Source organism: Pseudomonas sp. DTU_2021_1001937_2_SI_NGA_ILE_001 (assembly GCF_032463525.1).
Classification (GTDB): domain Bacteria; phylum Pseudomonadota; class Gammaproteobacteria; order Pseudomonadales; family Pseudomonadaceae; genus Aquipseudomonas.
In genome coordinates, this window is the sequence record NZ_CP135971.1 from 4,596,202 (window position 1) to 4,610,222 (window position 14,021).

Sequence of the window (14,021 nt, forward strand, 5' to 3'; positions counted from 1 at the left end):
TGCGGTGCGCGTTTATTTGAATGAAAACGAGGTATGCGTCATGGCAAAAGAAATCTTTGTATCGATTGGTGTGGATGTCGATGCGGTAGCGGGTTGGCTCGGCTCTTACGGTGGCGAGGACTCGCCGGACGACATCTCTCGCGGGCTTTTTGCGGGTGAGGTCGGCTCTTTGCGCCTGCTCAAGCTGTTTGCCAAGTACGAGCTGCGCACCACCTGGTTCATCCCCGGCCATTCGGTGGAAACCTTTCCTGAGCAAATGAAGGCGGTGGTGCAGGCCGGTCATGAGGTGGGGATTCATGGTTACAGCCATGAAAACCCGATTGCGATGACCCCCGAGCAGGAAGAGATCGTGCTGGACAAGTCGATCGAGATCATCACCCAGCTTTCGGGCAAGCGGCCCACCGGTTATGTGGCGCCGTGGTGGGAATTCAGCAACGTCACCAACGAGCTGTTGCTGAAGAAGGGCATCAAGTACGACCACAGCCTGATGCACAACGACTTCCATCCCTACTACGTAAGGGTCAAGGACAGCTGGAGCAAGATCGACTACAGCCAGCACCCCGATACCTGGATGAAGCCCCTGGTGCGCGGTGAAGAAACCGATCTGGTCGAGATTCCGGCGAACTGGTACCTCGACGACCTGCCACCCATGATGTTCATCAAGAAGTCTCCGAACAGCCACGGTTTCGTCAATCCTCGCCACCTGGAGGAGATGTGGCGTGATCAGTTCGACTGGGTTTACCGCGAACACGACTACGCCGTATTCCCCATCACCATTCACCCGGACGTTTCGGGTCGACCTCAAGTGCTGCTCATGCTTGAGCGCTTCATCGAGCACATGAAAAGCCATGAAGGCGTGCAGTTCGTAACCATGGACGAGATCGCTGACGACTTTATTCGGCGGCAACCCCGCAAACGTTGAGAGACGTTTGGGTTGACCCATTCATAGGCGCAACAGAAACAAGAGAAATGCCGATATGACCACTACACAAGCCACCACGGCGACGTCAGTCACTGAGTCCGCTGGGGCATGGAAGCCGGTACAACTGCAATCAGGAGACGTCAAATACGCAACCTGGATTGCCTTCTTCGCGTGGGTTTTCGCGGTATACGACTTCATCCTGTTTGGCACACTGCTACCGGTCATGGGTGGGCATTTCACTTGGAGCGAAGCGGAACAGGCCGAAATCGCCACTTGGGTGGCGGTGGGCGGCGCGGTCATCGCCTTCGTCGTCGGTCCACTGGTGGACAAGATCGGCCGACGTGGCGGGATCATGTTCACCATCGGCGGCACTGCCCTTTGTTCTGCGCTCACGGCCATATGCGCCGGGATGGGCAAGGGGCCGCTGATTGCGGTTCGTTCGGTCGCAGGCCTGGGGTATGCCGAGGAAGCGGTAAACGCGACCTACCTGACCGAGGTCTACGCAGCGTCCACCGATCCGAAACTGATCAAGCGCCGGGGGTTCGTCTACAGCCTGGTGCAAAGTGGCTGGCCGGTGGGGGCGTTGATCGCGGCAGGCCTCACGGCGCTGTTGCTGCCGCACATCGGTTGGCAGGGTTGCTTCGTGTTCGCCGCGGTGCCTGCCCTGGTCGTCGCGATCCTGGCGCGCAAGCTCAAGGAAAGCCCGCAGTTCCAGGTGCTGCAGCGTATCAACCAGCTGCGCAAGGCCGGTGACGAATCTGCCGCCCGCAGCCTTGCGCACGAGTATCACGTCGATTACGACGAGCATGCGAAGGCGGGTGTGGCCGCCGCATTCCGAGGCGCTGCGCTGCGCCCGACCCTGGTGCTGAGCCTGGCGATTCTCCTCAACTGGTCGGCCATTCAGGTGTTCAGCGTGCTGGGAACCTCAGTGATCGTCAGTGTGCACAAGCTGTCGTTCGAGAATTCACTGTGGATCCTCGTGCTGTCCAACCTGGTGGGCTTCATCGGCTACCTGGTCCACGGTTGGCTGGGGGATCGTATCGGTCGCCGCAACACCGTCGCGCTGGGCTGGATGTCGGGTGGGCTGGCGTTCTTCGCCATGATCCAGGGCCCCAGTGACCTGGTGACCGTGGTGGCGCTGTACAGCCTGGGTCTGTTCTTCCTGACCGGCCCGTACTCCGCCCTGTTGTTTTTCATGGGCGAAAGCTTCCCCACCAGTATCCGTGCAACGGGCGGGGCCATCGTGCATGCCATGGGTCCTATCGGCGCCATCGTCGCCGGCCTGGGCATCACCAGCGTGTTGACGGCCGGTGGCCAGTGGCACAGCGCGGCGCTCTGGTTCGGCGCGCTGCCTTGCTTCCTGTCGGGCCTGGTGATGTTGGCGGCCCGTCACGTCGAACCCCGCTCAGTCAAATGATTCATTCAAATAACCGGGAGCGTAATCATGTCTCAACCCGTGGCCTTGATCACCGGAGCGGCCAGCGGTATTGGCCAGGCGGTGGCAGTCGCCTATGCGAAGAAAGGTGTGCGTGTCGTCGGCGGCTATCTGGCGGGTGACCCACATGACCCTGCGCAGACACAGCAGCTCGTCGAAGACGCTGGCGGCGAGTGCTTGATGATGCCCATGGACGTTACCGACAGCGCGTCGCTGGAGGCCATTGCCGCAGCAGCCGTCGAGCGTTTCGGGCGGCTCGACTATGCCGTCGCCAACGCCGGGCTGTTGCGCAAGGCGCCCCTGCTGGACATGTCGGACGAGCAATGGGACGCCATGCTCAACGTCGACCTGACGGGCGTCATGCGTACGTTCCGCAGCGCCAGCCGCCATATCGGCGAAGGCGGCGCCCTGGTGGCGATCTCCTCGATCGCCGGCGGCGTGTATGGCTGGCAGGAGCACGCGCATTACGCCGCCGCCAAGGCGGGCGTTCCAGGCCTGTGCCGCTCCTTGGCCGTAGAGCTTGCGCCCAGGGGCATTCGCTGCAACACCATCATCCCGGGGCTGATCGAAACCCCGCAGTCGCTGGATGGCAAGAACTCGCTGGGGGCCGACGGCCTGGCCAAGGCCGCCAAGGGCATTCCCCTGGGGCGCGTTGGGTGGGCCAGCGAAGTGGCCGATCTGGTCTGCTACCTGACCGGGCCTGAGTCGAGCTATATCACCGGGCAGAGCATCATCATCGATGGCGGCCTGACGGTGCGTTGGCCTGAGTGAAACGACACTACGCCGCATGACGCCATGCGGCTTGGAGGGCATTGAAAAATGAAGCCATTGCAAGATCGACGTGCGGTCATCACCGGTGCCGGCAGCGGTATCGGTGCGGCGATTGCTGTTGCCTATGCCGATGCCGGTGCAAGGCTGGTGTTATGTGACCGCGACGCGGAGCGTCTGGCGGTGATCGCCGGGCACTGCCGTGCCCGTGGCGCCCCAGTGACGCCATGCGTGGCGGACGTGGGCAGCAGGGAAGGGGCTCAGGCAGGAGTGGATGCCTGCATCGAGGCCTACGGTGGCATCGATATTCTGGTGAACAACGCCGGCATGTTGACCCAGGCGCCTTGCGTGGATCTCACCCAGGCGATGTGGGACGAGATGCTGCGTGTCGACCTGACCAGCGTCTTCGTCGCCAGTCAGCGGGCACTGCCGCACATGCTGGAGCAGAAATGGGGCCGCATCATCAACATCGCTTCCCAGCTGGGTATCAAGGGCGGCGCGCAACTGACTCACTACGCCGCAGCCAAAGCAGGGGTGATCGGTTTCACCAAGTCCCTGGCGCTGGAGGTGAGCAAGGACAATGTGCTGGTCAACGCCGTCGCGCCGGGGCCTATCGAGACGCCGCTGGTCGATGGCCTCAGCCAGGAGTGGAAGGCGGCCAAGTCCAGGGAACTGCCGCTGGGTCGATTCGGCAGGGCCGAAGAGGTGGCGCCGATCGTGGTGCTGCTCGCCTCCGAGCCTGGTGGCAACCTGTTCGTCGGCCAGACCCTCAACCCGAATTCGGGCGATGTCATGCCGTGAGGTGAGCGATGTGTGGATTGTGTGGCCTGATCGGCGAAGACACGCACTGGAGCGACCCTATCGACACCAGCCTGCCCGGCCGACGCGAGCGGTTGCGTCGTATCGCGGCGATCAACCAGGTGGTCGCCCCTTTCCGGCTCAAGGTCAGCGATGTTCAGGGCGCGTCTTACCTGGTACAGGGGGCGACCGGCAAACAAGGTGTCGCCTCGGGCCTGGAACAGCTCTGGCAGACAGCCGAAGAAATTCTTGGGCGTCGCCTCGACCCCCTTGACCCGCGAATTCTCGAACATCTGGAAATGCCCGCATGAGTCTGCAGATCAACGTACTGACCGGTTTTCTGGGCAGCGGCAAGACCACCTTGCTGCAGCGGGTCCTGGCCCATGAAGAGATGGGCGAGACGGCCCTGCTGATCAATGAGTTCGGCGAGGTCGGGATCGATGATCTGCTCGTGCAGGAAATCGCGCCCAATACGGTGTTGCTGCCGAGTGGCTGTGTCTGCTGCTCGATCAGGGGCGATCTGAAGCAGGCGCTCATCGACCTGCACGACAAGCGCAGCCGTGGCCTGATACCGCCGTTTCGCCGAGTGCTGCTTGAGACCACAGGCCTTGCCGACCCGGCGCCGATTCTTTCTACCTTGCAGCGTGACCCGCAATTGCGTGGCCGCTATCACTTGGGACTGATCGTCACCGTCGTGGATGCTCAGCATGCTGCGCTCCACGAGCGCATCCACCCCGAATGGCTGGGCCAGGTGACGGCGGCCGATCGACTGCTGGTGAGCAAGGCCGATCGGGTATCGGTTGAGGTGCTCGAGCAGGTCACTGCCCATCTTCAATCGCTCAACCCATCCGCCTCGGTGGCGCTGGCCAGTGGCGTCGGTGAGGGTGACGAGCAGCTTCTGGGTGAAGGACTCAGGAGCCCTGAGCCTGATGACGAGGTCGCCAGGTGGCAGCTGTTCGCACCCACCCGACAGCCGCAGCATGGCGGGGCCCAAGTCTGTGCCCTGGAGTACGACCAGGCACTGGACTGGCTGGCCTTCGGGGTTTGGCTGTCGATGCTGTTAAGATGCCACGGCGAACGCATTCTCCGGGTCAAAGGGATTTTGGATGTAATGGACTGCGAACAACCTATCGTCATTCACGGTGTCCAGCACTGCCTGCACACGCCGGTGCATCTGAAGGCGTGGCCCGGCGGTGAGCGGCGCTCGCGCCTGGTCATCATCGTGCGCGATCTGGACACCCGGCTGCTGCGTCGATCATTCGAAGCTTTTGTGCAGCGTCTGGGGCGAGCGGCATGAGCGGTCCCGTGACCTTGAGGGTATTGGGCACCTCCGTGACCCTGCTCGAGTCGATTCGCCTGCGCGCCGAGCGAGAGCTGGGCATTCGTATCGACTATCAGGTGCATGACGTACAGACGGTGCAGCGCATTGCCTTGATGCATCCGGAAAGCTACGACCTCTACGATCAATGGTTCCACAGCATGGACTTCGTCTGGCCTGCCGGTGCCATACAGCCCATTGATATCCGGCGCGTCGCCCTATGGGATGAGATCAATGACCTGGCCAAACGTGGCAGGCTGCATGCCCACGACACTCTGGGCGGTGGCAGCCTGCCCTGCGATCGCCTGTTCGTTCAGCACGATCGCAGCCTGGCCAACCGCCCCAGCGACTTCATCAGCATGTTGCCGCTGACCCACAATGCGGACAGCTTCGCCTACCGACCCGACCTGCTACCCCCTGGATTTTCAATCGATAACGAAAGCTGGTCCTGGCTGGTCGACCCCGCCTGGTGTGGCCATGTGGCCTTGCAGAGCGATGCGGCAATCGGTGCGCTCGATGCGGCGCTGGCCGTGCAGGCGAAAGGCCTGGCGAGGTTCGACGTCTTGGCCAACCTGCGCCTGGAAGAGATCGACGAGCTTGCCGAGGTGCTCATCAAGCTGCAGCGCCAGGGCCATTTCGCGGCCTTCTGGTCGGATGACCGTGACGCGGGCAAGCTCATGCTCGGCCCCAAGGTGCACATCGAAAGCCTGTGGTCGCCGGCGCTGATGCAACTGCATCGCGAGGGCATTCAATATCGCCAGGCGGTGCCCAAGGAAGGCTACCGGGGCTGGTTCGGCGGCCTGTCGCTGTCTCGTGCTGTCGAGGGGCCCGTGAAGGATGCAGCCTATGCCTACCTCAACTGGTGGCTGGCCGGCTGGGCGGGGGCAATGATGGCACGGCAGGGGTTCTACATTTCCAATCCATTGCGTGCTCGCGATCATTTGTCGGCCGCAGAATGGGATTACTGGTACGAGGGCAAGCCTGCCAGGGAGCAACTGCTCGGCAGTGATGGCGAGCCGCTCATCGAGCCAGGGCAGATCCGAGAGGGCGGCTCGTATGCCGAGCGAGTGAGCCGAATCAGCGTCTGGAACTCGGTGATGGACGAGCATAACTACCTGGTCCGCAAATGGGCGGATTTTCTCAGGGCCGGGCGATGCTAGCCTGGTGATTCACCACGTTAGTCTTGCCTGACCAGCTCGACCCGACGGTTTTGCGCTTTACCCGCTTCGCTGGCGTTATCGGCCACTGGAGCGCTTTCACCAAAGCCGGTGGCTGATAAGCGGGTCGCGTCGATCCCCTGGGCGACGATGGCAGCTACCACGGCCTCTGCGCGTTGGGCTGAAAGCGTCTTGTTATGCGCAGCGTCGCCGGTGTCGTCGGTATAGCCGTTCACTGCCAGTTTCAACACTGAGTCTTGCCTGAGTAACTGCACGACTTGCTGCAGTTGTGCTTGCGAATCAGGCAGGATGCGGCTCTGGTCACTGGCGAAATTGACGTGCAAGACCGCCTTGCCCGATTGCTCCAGCTGCGCGCCGAGTTCCTGTGCCGATAACAGGCTGGCGGTGATTTGCAATGGTTTGCTTTCGGCGATCAGCATCCCGGCGCCAAACGCGTAGCTGCACAGGTGAATCCATATGTCGCGGTCGCCACGGTGAATGACGAACACCTGTGTCGCGTTGTTCCAGATATCGCCCAGGCCGCTGTTGTATTTCATCGCGAAGTCGCGCGGCCATTCCTTGATGCGTTGGCTGGCCTCTTCCGGGATTTTGCCGTCGAAGATCTTCTTACCGCCCAGCGACGACACCACGGACTCGACATTGCGCTGCAGTTCGAGGTCAGAGAACGCCTTGCCCTGTGCGGCGTCGATATGCGCCGACCAGACTTTGCCTTCGACAGCCTCCAGGCGGTCGCCTGTCCAGAAGGGAATCTGATCGAAGTCCGAGGTATCAGGCGTGGTCGCCACGACATAGCCCTTGGGAAGCGCAAGGTAGGGAAATGCCCCCAAGGGGGTGGTCGATACCGGCAGGCTGGCGGCCTCGAATGCTCGATTGTTGCTTGCCTGCGCGCCAGGCGAGGACAGCACCGCCAAGCCCAGCACAATGGAAAGTATGGGTATCACTACAGTGGTTTTTTTAAAGTTCATCGTTCCGAAACTCTCGGCTGCAAGACGTCATGCATGACCCGCTGAATAACAGGTCGGCGGTGGCGGTTATAAAACCGGCGAGAATGAAACCCCGCAATAGTACAACTGCCCTATTGCAGGGTTCGTGATGTTGCAACAGGGTCAGCCTATTCACCCTGCATGGCTGATATCGAAAGGTATAGTGCAGATGTACTAGTTCATGTGTTCTATATCTTAAGTCGCCTGGGTCAGAGATGATCGAGCCGTGTTCTCATCGATCTGAACAGGCTGTACTTGCTGATATGAGTTGTCGAATTGTGGTGGCGGATGAGCACCCGCTCTATCGGGAAGGAATGATAGGGCTATTGGAATGCCTGTTGCCGGGCGCAGAAATAAGGCAGGCGGGAACACTGGAGGATGTCTACACACTTATGGCCGGCTGGAAGCCAGTCGCTCTGTTGTTTATCGAAGTGCGTCTGCCAGGGCTATGCTCTCTTAAAGGGCTGGAAAAACTGTGTCAGGAAAAAGGCGCTACCCGAATTATTGTTGTTTCTGCCGTTGATGATAGCCTGGTGGTCGCACGAGTGATGGAAACGGGCGTCAATGGATTCATTGGCAAGAACATGGCGCCTAAAGACGTGCGTAAAGCGATCAGGGATATAAATAGTGGCCAAGTAGTGGCGTGCTATGAGCCGAGTGATACACCGCTGCTCGAAAGCGATGAAGTTCCTCGCAAGCTGACGTCAAGGCAGCGAGAAGTCTGGCACCTGATCGCGCAAGGAAAGACCAACAAGGAAATTGCCGCCGAACTGGCCATTTCTCCCTACACCGTGCGTATTCATGTCTCCTCGTTGATTCGCGCCTTGAATGTGCCCAACCGCGCAGTCGCCGCAGTGCGTTTTGCGGACCGCGACGCCTGTTAGACCTCGTACGAAAACCGGCTGCGTTCGATGGATTTGGCCTGCTCGAGCAACACACTGCGCAATTCAGGTGGACGCACGGGCTTGGCCAGCACCGAAATGTTCAGGCTGTGCAGCGATTGGCGAATACGTTCGATCTCGTGTCCGGTAATCACCAGGGCAGGTACTTCCCGGCCGCGTCGCTCACGGATCGTCGCGATGCATTCGGCCCCCGAGGCTTTGGTGCCCAGGTCGAAGTCGGCAATGATGATGTCGCAGTCGGCGTCCAGGATATCCGCATCCGTGTGGACTTCGACCACGCAACCCCATTTCTCCAGCAGGGCCTTGGTCGCCATGGAAACGTTGGCATCGTCTTCGATCAGGCATATGCGTAGACCATGGAGGCGTTCTTGCGGGCTCTTGACGCGCGGGGCCAGCGGCTGGGCAGCGACCTGCTTCAATCCCGTGATGGCCACCCGGGTACCCCGCTCGGGCGTGGAGCGGATATGCACGTTCACATCGAGCAACTGGCTGATCCGCTTGACGATGGACAGCCCCAAACCCAACCCTTCGACATCCTTGTCGCGCGTGCGGCGCACTCGATAGAACTCCTTGAAGACCTCGGGCAGGTGCTCGGCGGCGATGCCGCAGCCTTTGTCATAAACCACCACGGCCAGGCCGTTGGCCTGGCGCCGGGCGCCGATCAATACCGGTTTGCCGGGGGCGTACTTGATCGCGTTGGACACCAGGTTCTGCACCATGGTGGTCAACAGACCGGCATTGGCATCGACCCAGTGTTGGCAAGGACGCAGGCGCATCTCGACACCTGCCCAGCGTGCGGCTTCGGTGTTCTGCTTGACCACATCGCGCAACAGCTCATCCAGACTCAGCGGTTCAGACTGTGGTTCCAGCTTGCCGTTGTCGAGGGTGTAGATGTCCAGGATCGAGCGGAACAGCTGCGAGACGGTGTGCAGCGAACGGTCGATGTTATCCACCAGACGCAGTTCCTCGCTGCCGAGCCTGGCGTCGCGCAGGCAGGCCGTGAACAGGCCGATGGAATGGATCGGCTGGCGCAGGTCGTGGCTGGCCTGGGCGAGAAAACGGGATTTCTCCTGGTTGGCAGCGATGGCTTCTTCCGAGGCGAGACGTGTGCGTTTGAGCAGGATATGCGCGTAGGCCGGCACCACGACGGTGGTCACGATCAGCATCAGGAACAGGTAGGGCTGAGAGCGCCAGAAGGGGTTGAAGAGGAAAATCACCACCAGGGTGGCAAGTGCGATCGCCGTGGCCAGGGCCAGATAATGCGAGCCGAAACGCATGCCATTGCCCAGCGTCACCCACAGCAGGGCGGCGTAGATGGGCAACGCGCCTTCGCCGCCCAGCACCATGGCGAAGGCGATGCCGGTGTAGTCATGCAGCATGGAGAACAGGCGGCGCCAGAAAAAATGCCCGGGCCAGCGCTTGATCGCCATGCGCAGGAATATCGAGGCAATGATGAAGGTCGAAATATACAGAATGATGGGAAGGTACGTCGCCGCATCAGCAGGGCGCAGACCGCTCAGCACCACCATGTATAGCAAGGCGCTGGCACTGACGGTCAGTCGCAGGCTGGCCTGATTGAGTTCGCTGTTCTGTTCCACGCTTACGACCTCAGGGTCATGGGGAGGCATCGCCGGATGTTGCTCCCTTGAGCGCGGCAAGTGAACTTTGGCCGCCGGGCTCTAGGGACCCTGGCGGCCGGGTGGGAGGGAGCGCATCAATACAGCCGGTAGTAGTCCACCACATCGTCGATGAAGTAAATGATCAGCGTCGACCCGGTGGCCTGGTTCGGTGCTTTTTTCGTTCCCGTCACGCTGCTGACGTCCTCGGCGACACCCTGTGCCTTGGACACCTGCGCGGAGGCGTCGTACATCTTCAGGCTCGTCTCGGTCGACACATACTTGTGCGCCAGAGTCATGTATTTCTCCAGCCCTTCTTCTTTTTTCTCATAAGTCCAATTGGAACCGTTACTGCGACTGGTCGAGTTAAGTTCTTCTTGGGAGGGCGCGCCGAACAGTTGCATCACCTGATTCTTGGTGGTTTTTCCCGGAATCAGGGTTTTCTTCAAATAAGTGATCTCGTACTTTTGTGCACCTGGATTCAATGAATTCATCAAGCCGTCCGTATTGGCGCAGCCCGACAAACCGACGGCCAGCCAGCACAGCATGAATCCGATGCCGAGTATTTTTCCATGATTGACGTGCATAGACTTACCTTGATGTGTATTCAGGGGCGTTGTTATTGGCCCGCATTCAGGCAGCAGGCCTTCGAGATGAGCGCTGTATGTTTATCGCCGGCAACAGCCACGCGTGTGCCTGTTCACTGAGGTAATGAACAGGCGCCGGGTTACTGCGCGAGCTGGATAAAACAGCGTGTTCGGACCGTTGTGAGTTTATGAGCGGTACAGGGAGGGGCGCCATAGTACAGGTGTGCTATGGACGGTCATTTAAGGGCTTTCTAGCATGGCGTGATAACTAAGCATTGCCTCCCGGGTTCGATAAGTTGTCGAGTTGTGGTGGTGGCATTTTAATATTTAATAATGATTGGAGTTGTAGCATGAAGCCCTGGGTCGTCCTTTTCCCCGTCCTGTTGTTGTCTGGGTGCGCCGGTTCGCCCTTGGGTAATCTGCTCACGAACCAGCGTTACCAGACCACATCGGACATCACCGCCTCATGGGTAGGCGCCTCAGAGGATGACCTGGTGACTTCATGGGGCGCGCCAAAGAACAGCTATGCCTTGAGCGATGGGTATTCGAAGATCATCGGCTACGACTATGTCTGGCTGACCAACGCCAGTCGTTCGGCAGAGTGGGGTTATGTGCCTGACTACGCCCGTTGTGAACAGCGCTTCATGATCGAGCGGGGGATGGTTACCCGTTGGTATTCGTCCGGCGACTGCCCGAAACGACCCTCGGGAGCCAAGTTGATTCCCGCGAGCACGCCGGTGCCCAAGCCCACGCTGTAACCCTCGCTGCCAGGTCTTTGCGGCGTCATCGACTGTCAGCGCAGGTAAGTTTCAGGTATCGGTTTTTTCCGGCCAGCCATTGCCGCTGGGAAAAATCCCGAACTGCGCCGCCGCGGCCGCACGCGTGGGGACCCCCAGGGACTTGAGCAGCGTGGAAACATGGATGCGTACGGTAAAGGGCGAAATACCCAGCAGCTTGGCGATTTCCTTGTTGGTCTTGCCAGCGGCAACCAGGCTCAGCACTTGCTTCTGACGCGCAGTCAGTGATGAGAGGCTAGGGTCCAACAGCGGATTTTCAGGGTTGTACTTGACCACCACCTCGCCTTCCCGGATGGCCTGAATGGCGTCGGCAATACCCGTCGGGTCGACATTCTTGCCGATGAAGCCGTCAGCTCCCTGGTCGATGACCTGCGAGATGATCTCCGGGTCGTCGACCATCGAGACGACGATGATCGATGTGCGTTTGAACTCGCTGCGCAACTGACCAATGACCTGCATGGAGGTGAGCCCGGGAAAGCGCAGATCCAGAATCAGCGAATCGACTTCCGGGCCCGAACGCGCGAGTGCCAGGACTTCATCCAGGTTGCCCGCCTGCTCGATCAGCGCGTTGGGTATGAGCCGCTCCAGGGTCTTGAGCATCCCTTCGCGAAACAGAGGGTGGTCATCTGCCACTATGATTCTGTGCGTCATGCTCAAGGCCAATTCACCGCAGGGTGGGCGTATCGTACCGCAACTGTAACATCCGGTTTCAGATTTGAAGCGGCTTGTGCCTCGGAGACTTGCCATGCCCCTGATGGAAAAGAACAGCGAGCTTGACCAAGCCACCTTAAGGCTGACGGTCAGCACCTGTGCTTCGCTGTACATCTTCGTGGTGGCTTGCCTGCCTTCCAGTGACTTCGCCACTTATGCGCCCATCCTGTGGTACATGGCGTTTTTCGTCAGCGTGGCGGTGCCCCTGCGCATGGCGATCAAGCGTTGGCCTGGGCATTTCTTCTGGCGCCGCCTGTTCGCCATGGCCCACGACTACAGCGGTATCTCGTTTGCCATGGTCGTGGGTGGGGAGGGCGCCTTGCCCGTGTATGCCGCCTTGCTGTGGGTCACCCTGGGCAATGGCATGCGCTTTGGTTCTCGCTACCTGGCCGCCGCGACACTCATCGCGCTGGGCATGCTGGTGATGATCTTTATCCTGACCCCGTTCTGGCGTGGCCAGCCTTTCATGTTCCTGATGCTGATCGTGACCACCATCGTGGTACCGGCCTATGCGCACATTCTGCTCGAACGAACCCGTGTCGCGTCGGAAGAGGCAATGGCCGCGAATCAGGAGAAGTCCCGCTTTCTTGCCCAGGCCAGCCACGACCTGCGCCAGCCGATCCATTCCATTGGCCTGTTTACGGCCTGCCTGCGCGACGCCAGGCTGGGCAGCGAAGAGCTTCGCCTGGTGGACAACATTGACCGCTCGCTGCACACCGTCTCGCAGCTGTTCCGTTCGATCCTCGACATCTACACCCTCGACAACGGCAAGCTGGAGCCACAGGCGGAGCCCGTCAACCTCGATGCGCTTCTGCGTGATGTGGTCAAGCAGAACACCGAGGCGGCACGCTGGGCGGGGGTCGAGTTACGCCTGCGTCCGTGTCGACAGTGGGTCAACGTCAATGCCGGCTTGTTGACCACCATGGTGCAGAACCTGGTCTCCAATACGCTCAAGTACGCCGCCGGACAACCGGTGCTGATAGGTGTTCGACCCCGGGGCAAAGGGCTGGCCATTGTTATCTACGACAAGGGGCGCGGCATTGCCGCCGAGCATCTGCCGGAGGTGTTCAAGGAGTTCTACCGGGTACGCCACGTCCGTGACAAGGATGTCGAAGGCCTGGGGCTGGGGTTGTCCATCGTCAAGCGAATCAGCCAGTTGATTGGCCTGGATATCCGCCTGGACTCGCGACCCGGTCGGGGTACTTGCGCGACCATCCAGGGCCTGGAGCGCATGGTGCCTGGCATCGAGGCCCAACGGCCGGTGATCATGCAGCGGCGCTTGCAGGGCCTGCGCGTATGCCTGGTGGAAGACGATGCCAATGTGCTGATGGCAACCTCGGCCCTGCTCGAAAAGTGGGGGTGCGAGGTGGAAACCCACAGCGATGGACTGGACGTGGTGACCGACTGCGACATCATCATTGCCGATTTCGATCTGGGGCCGAAGATCTCGGGCGCCGAGTGCATCGCCGCGATACGCGAGCGGCGCGGCTGGGAGGTTCCGGCGATGATCATGACCGGACATGACATCGAGCGCATCCGCAGTGGCCTGATGCATATGAACATTTCCATTCTGTCCAAGCCTGTGCGTCCGCCCGAATTGCGAGCGACCCTGCTCGAATTGACCAAGGATTTTTTCAAAGAGGCCACGTAGTCAATCGACGATGAACAGCGTCGCGCCACTTGCCGTGGAGGAACGATGCGCCTCGGCGTTGTCGGCCACCTGGTAGCTCATGCCGGGCAGCAGGGTGAAGCGACGGCCGTCTTCCAGCTCGGTGTCCAGTTGGCCCTTCAGGCACAGCAGCACGTGGCCTTTGCTGCACCAGTGGTCGGCCAGGTAGCCCGGCGTGTATTCCACCATGCGCACGCGGATGGCGCCGAACTGGCAGGTGCGCCAGTAGGCGATGCCGGTCTCTCCGGGATGGGTTGTGGCCTCGATGGCCGACCAGTCGGTGATGCCGAAGGGAATGTCGTGGATGTGCATGGCGCGCTCGTTCGGATGATCCAGC

At 60.5% G+C, this 14,021-nt stretch carries 15 protein-coding genes; 10 read left to right on the forward strand and 5 right to left on the reverse strand.

The features are described from left to right. Positions 1–40: 40 nt before the first annotated feature. Genes RRX38_RS19975 through RRX38_RS20005 form a run of 7 tightly spaced genes read left to right on the forward strand, consistent with a single transcriptional unit; the run spans position 41 to position 6,401 of the window. On the forward strand, positions 41–922 hold the full coding sequence (locus RRX38_RS19975; protein WP_315960393.1) for a polysaccharide deacetylase: 882 nt from the start codon (positions 41–43) through the stop codon (positions 920–922). A gap of 55 nt (positions 923–977) precedes the next feature. Then, positions 978–2,339 carry an MFS transporter gene (locus RRX38_RS19980; RefSeq protein WP_315960394.1) on the forward strand — a complete coding sequence of 454 codons (1,362 nt, stop codon included), beginning with the start codon at positions 978–980 and terminating at the stop codon, positions 2,337–2,339. 27 nt (positions 2,340–2,366) lie between these two features. Continuing rightward, on the forward strand, positions 2,367–3,128 hold the full coding sequence (locus tag RRX38_RS19985; protein ID WP_315960395.1) for an SDR family NAD(P)-dependent oxidoreductase: 762 nt from the start codon (positions 2,367–2,369) through the stop codon (positions 3,126–3,128). Between the two features lie 48 nt (positions 3,129–3,176). After that, positions 3,177–3,926, forward strand: a complete 750-nt coding sequence (locus RRX38_RS19990; RefSeq protein WP_295476400.1) for an SDR family NAD(P)-dependent oxidoreductase — start codon at positions 3,177–3,179, stop codon at positions 3,924–3,926. Between the two features lie 8 nt (positions 3,927–3,934). Further along, a complete protein-coding gene (locus tag RRX38_RS19995; protein WP_315960397.1) occupies positions 3,935–4,234 on the forward strand; it encodes a hypothetical protein in 300 nt (99 codons plus the stop codon). Continuing rightward, on the forward strand, positions 4,231–5,220 hold the full coding sequence (locus RRX38_RS20000; protein WP_315960398.1) for a GTP-binding protein: 990 nt from the start codon (positions 4,231–4,233) through the stop codon (positions 5,218–5,220). Before RRX38_RS19995 ends, RRX38_RS20000 begins: the two co-directional genes overlap by 4 nt. Then, positions 5,217–6,401 (forward strand): PotD/PotF family extracellular solute-binding protein, encoded by a 1,185-nt coding sequence (locus tag RRX38_RS20005; RefSeq protein WP_315960400.1) that lies wholly within the window; start codon positions 5,217–5,219, stop codon positions 6,399–6,401. The genes RRX38_RS20000 and RRX38_RS20005 overlap by 4 nt, the downstream gene beginning before the upstream one ends. 17 nt (positions 6,402–6,418) lie before the next feature. Here the strand turns inward: RRX38_RS20005 and RRX38_RS20010 are convergent, their stop codons facing one another. Further along, positions 6,419–7,384 carry an OmpA family protein gene (locus tag RRX38_RS20010; protein WP_315960401.1) on the reverse strand — a complete coding sequence of 322 codons (966 nt, stop codon included), beginning with the start codon at positions 7,382–7,384 and terminating at the stop codon, positions 6,419–6,421. Positions 7,385–7,665: 281 nt separating this feature from the next. Here RRX38_RS20010 and RRX38_RS20015 point away from each other — a divergent pair, with 281 nt between their 5' ends. Continuing rightward, positions 7,666–8,286: a response regulator transcription factor gene (locus tag RRX38_RS20015; RefSeq protein WP_315962713.1), complete on the forward strand. Its 621-nt coding sequence runs from the start codon at positions 7,666–7,668 to the stop codon at positions 8,284–8,286. Here RRX38_RS20015 and RRX38_RS20020 read toward each other — a convergent pair. Both RRX38_RS20020 and RRX38_RS20025 read right to left on the reverse strand, forming a co-directional pair. Beyond that, on the reverse strand, positions 8,283–9,932 hold the full coding sequence (locus RRX38_RS20020) for a hybrid sensor histidine kinase/response regulator (RefSeq protein WP_315960402.1): 1,650 nt from the start codon (positions 9,930–9,932) through the stop codon (positions 8,283–8,285). The genes RRX38_RS20015 and RRX38_RS20020 overlap by 4 nt on opposite strands. 86 nt (positions 9,933–10,018) lie before the next feature. Continuing rightward, positions 10,019–10,507, reverse strand: a complete 489-nt coding sequence (locus RRX38_RS20025) for a hypothetical protein (RefSeq protein ID WP_295476389.1) — start codon at positions 10,505–10,507, stop codon at positions 10,019–10,021. A gap of 350 nt (positions 10,508–10,857) precedes the next feature. Here RRX38_RS20025 and RRX38_RS20030 point away from each other — a divergent pair, with 350 nt between their 5' ends. Beyond that, positions 10,858–11,265 (forward strand): hypothetical protein, encoded by a 408-nt coding sequence (locus tag RRX38_RS20030; protein ID WP_295476387.1) that lies wholly within the window; start codon positions 10,858–10,860, stop codon positions 11,263–11,265. Positions 11,266–11,316: 51 nt separating this feature from the next. Here the strand turns inward: RRX38_RS20030 and RRX38_RS20035 are convergent, their stop codons facing one another. Further along, positions 11,317–11,955: a response regulator transcription factor gene (locus tag RRX38_RS20035; RefSeq protein WP_295476385.1), complete on the reverse strand. Its 639-nt coding sequence runs from the start codon at positions 11,953–11,955 to the stop codon at positions 11,317–11,319. A gap of 103 nt (positions 11,956–12,058) precedes the next feature. Here RRX38_RS20035 and RRX38_RS20040 point away from each other — a divergent pair, with 103 nt between their 5' ends. After that, entirely contained in the window at positions 12,059–13,666 is a 1,608-nt protein-coding gene (locus RRX38_RS20040; RefSeq protein ID WP_295476650.1) for a hybrid sensor histidine kinase/response regulator, read from the forward strand. On the opposite strand, the gene RRX38_RS20045 is transcribed toward RRX38_RS20040, so the two are convergent. Further along, on the reverse strand, positions 13,667–13,996 hold the full coding sequence (locus RRX38_RS20045; protein ID WP_295476383.1) for a DHCW motif cupin fold protein: 330 nt from the start codon (positions 13,994–13,996) through the stop codon (positions 13,667–13,669). Between the last annotated feature and the right edge of the window lie 25 nt (positions 13,997–14,021).